Origin of the sequence: Sorangium sp. So ce426 (genome assembly GCF_051475585.1) — a bacterium.
In the GTDB taxonomy this organism is placed as follows: Bacteria; Myxococcota_A; Polyangia; order Polyangiales; family Polyangiaceae; genus Sorangium; species Sorangium cellulosum_B.
On record NZ_CP150341.1, the window covers coordinates 11179792 to 11192752 of the forward strand.

Annotated in this window: 6 protein-coding genes and 1 pseudogene; 2 read left to right on the forward strand and 5 right to left on the reverse strand. The window is 69.4% G+C overall.

Features of this window, described 5'->3' with window-relative positions:
- Positions 1-25: 25 nt before the first annotated feature.
- The gene (locus WMF44_RS41960; RefSeq protein ID WP_437295666.1) at positions 26-1267 is read left to right on the forward strand and encodes a VWA domain-containing protein; all 1242 of its coding nucleotides are present in this window, start codon (positions 26-28) and stop codon (positions 1265-1267) included.
- Positions 1268-2056: 789 nt separating this feature from the next.
- On the opposite strand, the gene WMF44_RS41965 is transcribed toward WMF44_RS41960, so the two are convergent.
- From WMF44_RS41965 to WMF44_RS41985, 5 genes and pseudogenes are all read right to left on the reverse strand, one after another.
- Entirely contained in the window at positions 2057-4246 is a 2190-nt protein-coding gene (locus tag WMF44_RS41965) for an ATP-binding protein (protein ID WP_437295667.1), read from the reverse strand.
- A gap of 16 nt (positions 4247-4262) precedes the next feature.
- Positions 4263-8396 (reverse strand): annotated as a pseudogene (locus tag WMF44_RS41970) (HAMP domain-containing protein); the annotation flags it as partial.
- Positions 8397-8710: 314 nt separating this feature from the next.
- Complete coding sequence (locus tag WMF44_RS41975; protein WP_437295668.1) at positions 8711-9151, reverse strand: response regulator; 441 nt, start codon at positions 9149-9151, stop codon at positions 8711-8713.
- Complete coding sequence (locus tag WMF44_RS41980) at positions 9148-10722, reverse strand: ATP-binding protein (RefSeq protein WP_437295669.1); 1575 nt, start codon at positions 10720-10722, stop codon at positions 9148-9150. The genes WMF44_RS41975 and WMF44_RS41980 overlap by 4 nt, the downstream gene beginning before the upstream one ends.
- Before the next feature lie 398 nt (positions 10723-11120).
- Positions 11121-11534 (reverse strand): winged helix-turn-helix transcriptional regulator, encoded by a 414-nt coding sequence (locus WMF44_RS41985; RefSeq protein WP_437295670.1) that lies wholly within the window; start codon positions 11532-11534, stop codon positions 11121-11123.
- A gap of 142 nt (positions 11535-11676) precedes the next feature.
- On the opposite strand from WMF44_RS41985, the gene WMF44_RS41990 reads away from it, so the two are divergent.
- Positions 11677-12807: an alkene reductase gene (locus WMF44_RS41990; protein ID WP_437295671.1), complete on the forward strand. Its 1131-nt coding sequence runs from the start codon at positions 11677-11679 to the stop codon at positions 12805-12807.
- Positions 12808-12961 lie beyond the last annotated feature (154 nt).

Consider the following 12961-nt stretch of genomic DNA (forward strand, 5'->3'; position numbering starts at 1 on the left):
GCGATCCCTCCGACACCCTACAGCGATGAGCGCCCGCACCCCCAAGAAAGCCCCTCCGCCTCCCCCCCTCGCCGGCGCGACGGATGACCTCACCGACGGCGACCGCGACGCCCTCCTGCGCTGGCGGCTCGCGCTCGGGCCGGAGGCAGAGCGCGTCGATCCTCGGCTCTCCCTCGGGGGGCTCGGCGGCGGGGCGTCCGCTCTTCACGTCGATCCGCGGCGGCTCGGCGACCTCGACAAGGCCCTCTCGTTCATCTACGACGAGCGCGCCGGCAACCTCGGCGGCTCGCGGCCGTACGTCCCCGAGTGGCTCTCCGCGGTGCGCGAGTTCTTCAGCCACGACATCGTCGCGCTCGTCCAGAAGGACGCCATCGAGAAACGAGGGCTGACGCAGCTGCTCTTCGAGCCCGAGACGCTGCCCTTCCTCGAGAAGAACGTCGAGCTCGTCGCCACCCTCATGAGCGCGAAGGGCCTCATCCCCGACGCCACCCGGGAGACCGCCCGGCAGATCGTGCGCGAGGTCGTCGAGGAGGTGCGCCGCGCGCTGGAGTCCGAGATCCGCACCGCCGTCCTCGGCGCCCTGCGGCGAAACACGACGAGCCCGCTCCGCGTCCTCAGGAACCTCGACTGGAAGCGCACCATCCGCAAGAACCTCAGAGGATGGGACGCGGAGCGGCGCCGCCTCGTCCCGGACAAGCTCTACTTCTGGGCGAACCAGACGCGGAGACACGAGTGGGACGTCGCGATCCTCGTCGACCAGTCGGGCTCCATGGGCGAGAGCGTCGTCTACAGCTCCATCATGGCCGCGATCTTCGCGTCCCTCGACGTCCTCCGCACTCGGCTCCTCTTCTTCGACACCGAGGTCGTCGACGTGACTCCGATGCTCGTCGATCCGGTCGACGTGCTGTTCACGGCGCAGCTCGGCGGCGGCACCGACATCAACCGCGCCGTGGCCTACGCCCAGGCGAACTTCATCGAGCGCCCCGAGAAGACGCTGTTCATCCTGATCACCGACCTGTTCGAGGGCGGCAACGCCGAGGAGCTCCTCGCCCGCATGCGCCAGCTCGCCGACAGCAAGGTGAAGTCGATCTGCCTGCTCGCGCTGTCCGACAGCGGCAAACCCTCGTACGACCACGACATGGCGCAGAAGCTCGCCGCCCTCGGGACCCCGTGCTTCGGCTGCACCCCGAAGCTCCTCGTCAAGGTGGTAGAGCGGCTCATGCGAGGTCAGGACCTCGGCCCGCTGCTCGACGCCGAGGCGCGCTGAGCGCCCGGCGGGGGCACAAAGACGACGGAGGCACAGAGGACACAGAGGTTCTTTCCCTTCCTCTGCGTCGTCTGTGCCTCCGTCGCCCCTCGCGCCGCCGAGCGGCGGTCACCGCGCGCGGCGGGTCGCCTTCGCCGAGCGCTCGTCCGTCCGACGGGCGGCGGCGCGCTTCCGGGACGTGGCGCCCCGGGCAGCGGTCGCAGAGACCCGCCGACGGGCCCCGGCAGCCCGAACCACCTCTTCGAGAGAGGGTGTCTTGACCAGGAGGGGACCCGCGCTGTCCACGGCGCTGATCGAGGGGCCAACTAGGCTGATAGAAAGTTTCACTTGAACTACCGATATGTTTGGCGGACTGATCACGTCGCTCAGCGAGGGCTCATCACCTATAAACCGTTTTGATCTTTTACGCAGCGTCGCAGTGCGAAGATCACGAGCCCTGAGCGCCCGTCCGGACGTGAACTTGTCCACCCGGGAGATCCGCTCGCCTTCCGCCTCTCACGGCGGATGCACGCAGGCACCACGGAGGCACGAAGGCACGGGTCTGGGTTCGCTCCGTGCCTCCGTGTCTCCGTGGTGATCGGCGAGGGACTGCCCCCGGGTGTCGCACCGGGCGCTCTGTCACGAGCTTGTTGCACGATGCAGGCCAACGATGGCCGGATGCCGGCATCGCCGCTTTTCCCAGGGGGGCCGTGAGGCGTCTTTCACGGTTGAAACCACCGGTTGCAACGGTGGCGCAGCGCGACCGCATCCCTGCCTCCGCGGGCGCCAGGTGAGCTCGGAGAGCGCCTCTCAGCCGGCGGGACCGGTCAACGGCGATCCAGGGCGCTCGCCCAGGGGCCCGGACGGACCAGCCGCTCGGGGCGGGAGCGGCAACGCCACCTGGAACCTCGCCCCCATGCCCGGGGCGCTCTCCACCTGGATGCTGCCGCCGTGGGCCCTCAGGATCTGGTCCACGATGTACAGCCCGACGCCCAGCCCGCCATACGAGCTGGTGGGCGCCGCCCGCTCGAAGCGCCCGAAGATCCGGGCGATGTACTCCTGAGCGATCCCGATGCCCTGATCTGCCACCTGGAGCACCGCGGACCGCCCATCCACCGAGATGCGCACCTGGATCGGCTTGCCCCGCCCGTATTTGATGGCGTTCACGAGCAGGTTGGTGATCACCTGATCGATGCGCAGGCGGTCCCACCGGCCGACCGCGGTCACCGGCATGTCCAGGTCGAGCGTACAGCCGGCCCGCTCCAGCTCGGCCTCGAGGCGGCCCGCCACGTCGCGCGCCACGTCGCACAGATCCACGTCGTCGAGGCTGAGCTCGAGGTGGCCGCTGTTGATGCGCGCCACGTCGAGCAGCGTGTCGATGAGCCGCGTGAGCCGGTCGATCTGCCCGCCGGCCTGGGAGAGCTTCGCCAGCACCTGCTCCGCCGGCAGCCCGCCGTCCGCGCGGTGGAGGGCGCGGGTGAGGCCCTGGACCTGGAGCACCAGCGCGCTGAGCGGCGTCCTCAGCTCGTGCGAGGCGACCGCCACGAAATCCTCGCGGATCTGCACGGCTTCGCGCGTCATCCGCAGCAGCCGGGCGTTCTCGAGGCAGAGCGCCGCGCGCTGCGCGATGTCGAGGGCGACCGCGAAATCGGGCGGCTCGAAGCGCTCGCCCGGCTCGACCCACACCATGCTGAGCGCGCCGAGCACCTCGCCGCGCGTGACGAGCGGCACACACAGGTAGCTGCTGGCGCCGATCTCCTGGATCACGGCGGGATCGTCGATGTCGAGCGCCGCCGCGACGTCGCGCGGAGCGCACTCGACGCGCAGGTCGGGGCGGCCGGTCGTGAGCACCGCGCCGACGCCGTCCGCGGTCAAGGCGAGCTCCCGCGGACCGAACCGCGCCATGAACCGCGCCGCGTCGCGGGCCCTGTGCGCGGCCGCGAGCCGGCGCGCGCCGCCCTCCTCGCGCAGGTCGAGCACGCACCAGGTGCAGACGCGCTCCGCGGAGATGCGCACGAGCGCCGCCGTGACGCTGTCCTCGTCGAGCGACGCCGAGAACGAGCTCGACGCCTCCGCGAGGATCTCCGAGCGGCGCACCGCGGCCTCGGCCTCGGCGCGGGCCGCCCGCTCGCGCGTCAGGAGGTGCAGGCGCTCCTGCTCGTGGCGCTTGCTGTCGTCGATGTCCGTGAAGCTGCCGAGCCAGGCGACCACCCGCTTCCAGACGTCCCGCTCCGGGACCGCCCGGCACAGATGCCATCGGTAAACGCCGTGAATCGACCTGAGGCGACACTCGCCCTGAAAGGGCTCACCCGACTCCAGGCAGCGCCGCCACTTGCTGACGAACTGGTTCAGATCGTTCGGGTGCACAGCGGCCTGCCAGCCCCAGCCGCGGAGCGCCTCGAACGCGAGCCCCGTGTACTCCAGCCAGCGCGAGCTCACGTAATCGATGCCGCCGTCGAGCTTCGCCGTGAAGACGCACTGCGGGATGGCGTCGGCCAGGTTCTGGTACCTCGCCTGCGCGGCGCGCCGGAGGTCCTCGACCTCGGCGTCGCGCCGCCGCTGCTCGGCCTGGCGCAGGAGCTCCGCCTGCTCCTTGATCTGCTCGCCGCGCCGGTGGAGCTCGACGAACACGGCGACCTTCGCCTGGACGACCTCCGGCTCGAGCGGCTTCAGGAGGTAGTCGACGCCGCCCACCGCGTACGCCCTGTAAATGGCCGCGAGATCGTCCGTCGCCGCCGTCAGGAAGATGATCGGCGTGTGGCGCGACCGCTCCCGCTGCTTCACGAGCGAGGCGACCTCGAAGCCGTCGATGTCGGGCAGCCGCACGTCGAGCAGGATGACGGCGAAATCCTCGGACAGGATCCTGAGGAGCGCGTCCTTCCCGCTCGCGGCGGTCACGAGCCGGTAGCTCTCGTCGGCAAGGATCGCCCGGAGCGCCGTCAGGTTCTCCGGCTGATCGTCGACAAGGAGAATGCTGGTCGTCGCGGGCGGGGTGGACACGGTACGGCTCCGCGGCTCAATCCGGCCGCACCCAGTGCAGGATGGTCGACATCAGCCGCCCCTCGTCCACCGGCTTGGCCACGAAATCGTTCAGGCCGGCGTCCAGGCACTTCTGTCGATCTTCCGGCATCGCCTTGGCCGTCACCGCGATGATCGGCAGCTCGTTGAAGCGAGGATCGCTCCGGATCTCCCGCGTCGCCTCGTAGCCGTCGAGCTCGGGCATCATGATGTCCATGAGGACGACATCGATGGACGAATCGGCCTCGCGCAAGATCTCGATACCGTGCCTCGCGTTCTCGGCCAGGACCACGTGCGCCCCGCGCCGCTCGAGCAGGCTCGTGATGGCGAAGACGTTGCGCGCGTCGTCGTCGATGACAAGCACGCTGCGCCCGGCGAGCGCGACCGAGGAGGCGCCGTTCGTGAGGAGCGGCGCGACCGGCTCGGGCAGCTCGGCGCGCGCCGGCCTCGTCGCCTTCGGCTCCGTCCGCTCCGCCGGCAGGTACAGGGTGAACTTGCTGCCGAGCCCGGGCGTGCTGTTCAGCGAGATCTCCCCGCCGAGCAGGCTGGCCAGCTCCCGGCTGATCGTCAGGCCGAGCCCCGTGCCGCCGTAGGTGCGGCTGGTCGACGCGTCCGCCTGCTGGAACGCGTCGAAGATGAGCGTCTGCTTCTCTGTCGGGATGCCGATCCCCGTGTCCGTGACGGCGAACGCCAGGACGGTCTTCGCCTTGATGAGCGTCTCCCGCTTGAACGTGAGCCCCTTGCCGGCCACCTCGATCTCGAGCGAGATCCGCCCGGACGACGTGAACTTGAACGCGTTGGACAGCAGGTTCTTCAGGATCTGCTGGAGCCGCTGCAGATCCGTCATGATCCCCGCGGGGACGCCGGTCGCGACCCGGACCCAGAACTCGAGCTCCTTCTGCTCGGCGATCTGCCGGAAGCTCCGCTCGACGTACTCGGCCAGCTCGGTGAGCAGCACCCGCTGGGTCTTCACGTCGATCTTGCCGGCCTCGATCTTCGAGAGATCGAGGATCTCGTTGATGAGCTGCAGGAGGTCCTGCCCCGCCGCGGCGATCGTCCTCGCGTACTCGACCTGCTTCGGCGTGAGCGTGTGCTCCTCGTTGTCCGCGAGGATCCTGGCGAGGATGAGCAGGCTGTTCAGCGGGGTGCGCAGCTCGTGCGACATGTTCGCGAGGAACTCGGACTTGTACTTCGAGGTGCGCGACAGCTCCCTCGCCTTCTCCTCCAGGGAGGCGCTGGCGCGCGCGATCTCGCGGTTCTTGATCTCGAGCTCCGACGCCTTCTCCTCCAGCTCCTGCGAGCGCGAGCCGAGCTCGGTGTTCGACCTCTGGAGCTCCTGGAGCAGCTCCTCCGTCCTCATGCTGGCGCCGATCATGTTGAACACGACGCCGATCGACTGCGTGAGCTGCTCGAGGAACGTGAGGTGGATGGGCGTGAAGTTCTGGAAGCTCGCCAGCTCGATGACCGCCTTGAGGCCGCCCTCGAAGAGCACCGGCAGGACGCAGATGTTGCGCGGCGGCGCGTCGCCGAGGCCCGAGCTCACCCGGATGTAGTCGTCCGGGAGATCCGTGACGACGATGCTCTTCTTCTCCAGGCCGCACTGCCCGACGAGCCCCTCGCCCAGCGCGAACCGGTTGGAGATGCCCTTGCGCTTCTGGAACGCGTAGCTCGACGTGAGCTTGAGCGCCGGGTACTTCTCCTCGGACTCGAGCACGTAGAAGGCCCCGTGCTGCGCCGACACGAGCGGCGTCACCTCGGACATGATGAGGCGAGAGAGCGCCTCGATCGTCCGCTGCCCGGCCATCATCCCGGAGAAGCGCGCCAGGTTCGTCTTCAGCCAGTCCTGCTCCTGGTTGGCGCGCGTCGTGTCCCGCAGGTTCGAGATCATCTGGTTGATGTTGTCCTTCAGCTGGAGGACCTCGCCCTGCGCCTCGACCGAGATGGCCCGCGTGAGGTCGCCCTTCGTCACGGCGGTGGCGACCTCGGCGATGGCGCGCACCTGCGTGGTGAGGTTGCCCGCGAGCTGGTTCACGTTGTCGGTGAGGTCCCTCCACGTGCCGGCCGCGCCGGGCACCTTGGCCTGGCCGCCGAGCTTGCCCTCGATGCCGACCTCGCGCGCGACCGTGGTCACCTGCTCGGCGAACACGCGGAGCGTGTAGGTCATGTCGTTGATGGTGTCCGCCAGCGACGCGATCTCGCCCTTGGCCTCCAGGGCGAGCTTCTGGCGGAGATCGCCGTTCGCGACCGCGGTCACGACCTTGGCGATGCCGCGCACCTGCGAGGTGAGGTTCGAGGCCATGACGTTGACGTTCTCCGTCAGGTCCTTCCACGTGCCGGAGACCCCGGGCACCTGCGCCTGGCCGCCGAGCTTGCCCTCGGTGCCTACCTCGCGCGCCACGCGCGTCACCTCCGCGGCGAACGCGCGCAGCTGATCGACCATCTTGTTGATGGTGTCCTTCAGCTCGAGGATCTCCCCCTTCGCCTCGACCGTGATCTTCTGGGACAGGTCCCCGCTCGCGACCGCCTTCGTGACGAGGGCGATGTTGCGCACCTGGTTCGTCAGGTTGCCCGCGAGCTGGTTCACGTTGTCGGTGAGGTCCTTCCACGTGCCGGCGACGCCCGGCACCTGCGCCTGGCCGCCGAGCTTGCCGTCCGTGCCTACCTCGCGCGCCACGCGCGTCACCTCCGCGGCGAACGCGCGCAGCTGATCGACCATCTTGTTGATGGTGTCCTTCAGCTCGAGGATCTCCCCCTTCGCCTCGACCGCGATCTTCTGGGACAGGTCGCCGCTCGCGACCGCCTTCGTGACGAGGGCGATGTTGCGCACCTGGTTCGTCAGGTTGCCCGCGAGGACATTCACGTTGTCCGTGAGGTCCTTCCACGTCCCGCTGACGCCGCGCACCTCCGCCTGCGCGCCCAGCTTGCCCTCCGTGCCTACCTCGCGCGCCACGCGCGTCACCTCCGACGCGAACGCGCGCAGCTGCTCCACCATCTTGTTGATGGTGTCCTTCAGCTCGAGGATCTCCCCCTTCGCCTCGGCGGTGATCTTCTGAGAGAGATCGCCCTTGGCGACGGCCGTCGTGACGAGGGCGATGTTGCGCACCTGGTTCGTCAGGTTGCCCGCGAGCTGGTTCACGTTGTCGGTGAGGTCCTTCCACGTGCCGGCGACGCCCGGCACCTGCGCCTGGCCGCCGAGCTTGCCGTCCGTGCCGACCTCACGCGCGACGCGCGTCACCTCCGCGGCGAACGTCCGGAGCTGCTCCACCATCTTGTTGATGGTGTTCTTCAGCTCGAGGATCTCCCCCTTCGCCTCGACCGTGATCTGCTTCGACAGGTCGCCGTTCGCCACCGCCGTCGTCACGACCGCGATGTTGCGCACCTGGTTCGTCAGGTTCCCCGCGAGGACATTCACGTTGTCCGTGAGGTCCTTCCACGTCCCGCTGACGCCGCGCACCTCCGCCTGCGCGCCCAGCTTGCCCTCCGTGCCTACCTCGCGCGCCACGCGCGTCACCTCCGACGCGAACGCGCGCAGCTGCTCCACCATCTTGTTGATGGTGTTCTTCAGCTCGAGGATCTCCCCCTTCGCCTCGACCGTGATCTGCTTCGACAGGTCGCCGTTCGCCACCGCCGTCGTCACGACCGCGATGTTGCGCACCTGGTTCGTCAGGTTGCCCGCGAGGACATTCACGTTGTCCGTGAGGTCCTTCCACGTCCCGCTGACGCCGCGCACCTCCGCCTGCGCGCCCAGCTTGCCCTCCGTGCCTACCTCGCGCGCCACGCGCGTCACCTCCGACGCGAACGCGCGCAGCTGCTCCACCATCTTGTTGATGGTGTTCTTCAGCTCGAGGATCTCCCCCTTCGCCTCGACCGTGATCTGCTTCGACAGGTCGCCGTTCGCCACCGCCGTCGTCACGACCGCGATGTTGCGCACCTGGTTCGTCAGGTTGCCCGCGAGGACATTCACGTTGTCCGTGAGGTCCTTCCACGTCCCGCTGACGCCCTGCACCTCGGCCTGCGCGCCGAGCTTGCCCTCGGTGCCTACCTCGCGCGCCACGCGCGTGATCTCCGAGCCGACGGTCTGCAGCTGCTGGACGACGTCGTTCACCTCATCGGCGATCTGACCGATGGTCCCAGGCACCTCGCCGATGCCGACGCGCGCGGAGAAGTTGCCGGCCTTCACCGCCTTGAGCACCTCCAGCACCGCCTGGAGCTGCATCTCCCGCACATCCAGGTGGCTCCCGTTGGCGCCGCGCTTGCGGGGCGGCGGCTTCTTCTTGCTCGCTCCGCTCCCGTGCTTGTCCTTCGAGGTCGCCGCGATGTTGTTCGATTGCATGACCACCTTCCCGGCGACGATAGCGCGCCTGGAGTGCTAGTTCCCGTTTCAGGTGTCCGGGCCTCGTCGACGCAGGGGAGCGCGGCGTCACGAGACCCTGGAGTACCGCCGTTTCACGATTTACCGCGGCGCAAGACCTCCGCGACTTGCCGCTGGAGACGAGCATGCTCGATATCGCGGGCGCGGCGCTCGAGCGCGCGTCGCATGCGAGAGCTTAGCTCATCGGAGCGGAAAGGTTTGGAGAGGTAGTCGGAGGCGCCGACGCGGAGGGCGCGGATCCCGGTCTCGACGGAGCCGAACGCGGTGATCGCGATGATCGCCAGCGACGGGTCGTGCTCCTTGGCCCGCGCGATCAGCTCGATGCCATCCATCCCCGGCATGCGGATGTCGGTGATCAGCAGGTCGAAGTCCCCCGACGGCAGCAGATCGAGGCCCGACATCGCATCGGCCACGTGCGTCGCCTGATAGCCGTGGTCTGTGGCGATGTCAACGACGAACCTGCCGAGATCATCGTCGTCTTCGACAACCAATACGCTCGGTGAGCTCACACTCATGCTTGCTGCCCTTCCTCTCTACCCCCTCTATTCGACTCCGAGCTCGCCTCTGAGCTCGCTTCCACGCTCGCCGGTGAACCGGACACGATCACGGGTAGCGCGACACGGAAACGCGCCCCGCCTGTCGACGAGGCGACGGCCTCCACCGAGCCGCCGGCTTCCTCGACGATCCCACGGACGATCGCGAGCCCGAGCCCGCTCCCGGCCGCCTTCGTCGTGAAGAACGGGTCGAAGATCCGGCGCAGATCCTCGCCGGGGATCCCCGGCCCCGCGTCGGCGACCTCGAAGCACGCGACGGCAGAGCCCGCTGGACCATCACACTCGGGCAGGACGCGCACCTCGAGCTCGCCGCCGCGGCACTGGGCCTCGACGGCGTTCAAGCACAGATTGAACACGACCTGAAACAGACGATCGGAGTCGAGGGCGACGCGCGCCCTCGCGGCGCCCTCGCACACGACGATCGGCTCGATGCCGCGCCTCCTGCACTCGGGGCCCACGAAGGCGACCACATCGTCGATGACGCGCCTGAGATCGCTGTCCGCCTGCTGCTGTCTCGGCGGCCGAGCGAGGGAGACGAGGCGAGAGACGACGCGCGTGATCCGCTCGGATTGACGCGCGATGGTCTCCAGCTCGACGCGCAGGTGCTCCGGGCAGCCGGGCAGGTCGGCCGCGCGGCGCGCGCGGCCATGGATCACGTTCAGCGGAGATCCGATCTCGTGGCCGAGCGAGGTCGCCACCTGCCCCGCGGCGGCGAGCGCCTGCGCCTGCTGCAGCTTGCGCTCCCCGTCCACCCGCGCCGCCTGCTCCCGCACGGCGCGCTCCCGCGCCTCGCGGAGAGAGCAGGTCATCGTGTTGAAGGCGCTCGCCAGGCGAGAGAGCTCCTCCGCGCCGCGCTCGGGCACGGCCGCGTCGAGATCGCCGCTCGCGACGCGCTCGGCCCCGGCGAGGATGGCCCGCGCCGGGAGCGCGACCGTGAAGCGCCCGACGAGCCCGGCGACGACCGCGCTGATCAGCAGCAGCACGACGCCGGTGACCGCGAGGCCGTTATTCAACGTGCTCTCCAGCACCTCGACGTAGTGACGATCGCGCACCAGGACGGCGACCAGGGGCTGATTGGCGCGGCTCGGCCGGATGGCGACCGTGCGGAGCAGCACGGATTGCTCGGTCAGGCTGGCGGCCTCCTCGATGTCGCCGCCCTCACGGAACGCCCGGTGCGCGAGCTGCTCGAGGCGCGCCGCTTCGCGCTCGACTCCCTTCGTGATGAAGATCGCCTCGCCTTCCCTGGTGAACGCGGCGATGCCAAGGATGCGCTCGGCGCTCGCGAAGTCCTCTGCCCTCCGCCGGACGAGCGCGACGTCCTTGCGCTCCAGCGCGCTCTCCACGAACGCCTGAAGCAGTGTGGCGTAGTTGCGGAGCTCCGCCGTCGCCTCCTCCCGTAGGACCTGCTTGCGGTGCGCCGACGCGAAGATGCCATACAGCAGGAGGGCCATCGCGATCGGGAGGACGAGAGACAACCAGAACTGGTGCGCGAGCCTCATCCCCCCCGGTCGGCGCTGGTGTTGCAGTACCATACGGCGATCCACCGCGACCCCCAGGGGACGCCCACGCGTTAACACTCCGCGTCACCGCGGGGTGCGTCTCCATATTTGGCGAGCTCATCCGCGTCGACCGGCTCGTCGCCGCGTACCTTCGTACGCCGCGCTCGCCTGCCTAACGGCTGAGCTCGTATCCCACGAATCTGCACCCCGCTTTGACAGCCACCGAGATGCGAAGCCCTCGAATTACATCACCATTCCACCTGAGCGGCAAGCGCAACCTCGAGCTCGACAGAGGCGCTCCTCTCGTTACTTCGCCGCTACCTCGCCGCTACCTCGCCACACGAGCGCGCGGCGTCAGGTATTGCCTGAGCGCTGCTCAGGAGCGGGCGGACTCCTTCGTGACATTCGTCACGCGACCTGCGTGGAGGCTCCTACGTGGATGACGTGGAGGACGCCCGCGCGCGCTTCGCCGCCGGCGCGGCTCGTGCCGCCCGCGCGGCGCGCTTCGCCCCCCCGCCGCGCGCGGCGCTCACCGCGAGCCGCTCTCCCCACCGCGAGATCGCCTGCGCCACCTCGCCGAATCCCCGGCCGGCGTCGGTCAGCTCGTACTCCACGCGCACGGGGGGCCCCGGCAGGACGCGCCGCACCACGAGGCCCAGCGCCTCGAGCTCCTTCAGCCGGCTGGAGAGCATCCGATCGCTGATCGCGTCGAGCCGCTCGCCGATCTCGCCGAAGCGCAGCGCCCCCTCCTCGAGCGTCGCAATGATGAGCCCGTTCCAGGGCTTCGCGAGCACGTCCATCGCGACCTGAAACTTCTCGCAGAGGTGCTGGCACGCGCGCTTCATGTGTCGTCCCAGACACCAGCATGACCTATCCACTTCCAAAAGGGAAGTGACTTGACATCGCGCAGTGCAGATTCATGATGCTCGCCGAACGGATGTGACTTCCCTTTCGGAAGCTACATCTTCTTTGCAAGGAGCATCGATCGTGACCACCGCCAAAGACCTGCTCTTCAGCCCCTTCGCCCTCGGCCCCCTCTCGCTGCCGAACCGGCTCGTGATGGCGCCGCTGACGCGCTGCCGCGCGGGCGAGGGCAACGTGCCGACCGAGCTCAACGCGCGGTACTACGAGCAGCGCTCCTCTGCGGGCTTCATCGTCACCGAGGGGACGCAGGTCACCCCGGAGGGCGTGGGATATCTCCGCACGCCTGGCATCCACACGGACGCGCAGGTCGCCGGGTGGCGGCTCGTGACGGACGCGATCCACCGGGCGGGGGGGCGCGGCTTCCTTCAGCTCTGGCACGTCGGGCGGGCGTCGCACCCCTCGTTCCAGCCGAACCGGCAGGCGCCCGTCTCGTCCTCGGCCGTCGCCATCCGCAACGGCCACGCGCACACGCCCGAGGGCCCGCAGCCGTACTCGACCCCGCGCGCCCTGGAGACGGGCGAGATCGCCGGCGTCGTCGCGCAGTTCGAGGACGGCGCGCGCCGGGCCAAGGCCGCCGGCTTCGATGGAGCCGAGATCCACGCGGCGAACGGCTACCTCATCGACCAGTTCCTCCGGGACGGCGTGAACCAGAGGACGGATCGGTACGGCGGCTCGGTCGAGAACCGGGCGCGGTTCCTGCTCGAGATCACCGAGGCCGTGACGGGGGTGTTCGGCGCCGACCGGGTCGGCGTGCGGGTCTCGCCGCTGTCCGGGTTCAACGACATGAGCGACTCCGATCCGAGGGCGATCTTCGGCCACGTCGCCGCCGAGCTCTCGGCGCGCAAGGTCGTCTACCTGCACGTCGTGGAGCCGCTCTCGGGGCAGGCGCTCGACGCCGCGGCGCGGGTGACGCCCCTCCTCCGCGAGCGGTTCCGCGGCGCCCTCGTCGTGAACGGCGGCTACACGCTGGAGACCGCGGAGGCAGCGCTGCGGACCGGCGCGGCGGATCTCGTCTCCTTCGGCGCGCCCTTCCTGGCCAACCCCGATCTTCCGGAGCGCCTGTCGCGCCGCGCGCCGCTCAACGCGCCCGACGTCGCGACCTTCTACTCCGAGGGCCCGCGCGGCTACATCGACTACCCGCGCCTCGGCGAGGCCGCGGCGGAGCGCGCCAGCGCCGGCGCACAGCTGGCCTGACGGATCGAGGGCCCGAGGGCCTGATCTCGTGATCCGATGGCCTGATCGGGCGGAGGCGGGCGGAGATGGCGAGGAGCTCCCGCGCCGCCGCCCGTGATAGGCTTCCAGCCCGATGCCGGCCGCCCATCCGCAGCTCCCGAACGACGAGATCCCC

Excerpts from the sequence above, each read along its gene's own strand:
- WMF44_RS41960 (WP_437295666.1), top strand. The coding sequence starts at position 26 with ATGAGCGCCCGCACCCCCAAGAAAGCCCCTCCGCCTCCCCCCCTCGCC.
- WMF44_RS41975 (WP_437295668.1), bottom strand. The coding sequence starts at position 9,151 with ATGAGTGTGAGCTCACCGAGCGTATTGGTTGTCGAAGACGACGATGAT.
- WMF44_RS41980 (WP_437295669.1), bottom strand. The coding sequence starts at position 10,722 with ATGGTACTGCAACACCAGCGCCGACCGGGGGGGATGAGGCTCGCGCAC.
- WMF44_RS41985 (WP_437295670.1), bottom strand. The coding sequence starts at position 11,534 with ATGAAGCGCGCGTGCCAGCACCTCTGCGAGAAGTTTCAGGTCGCGATG.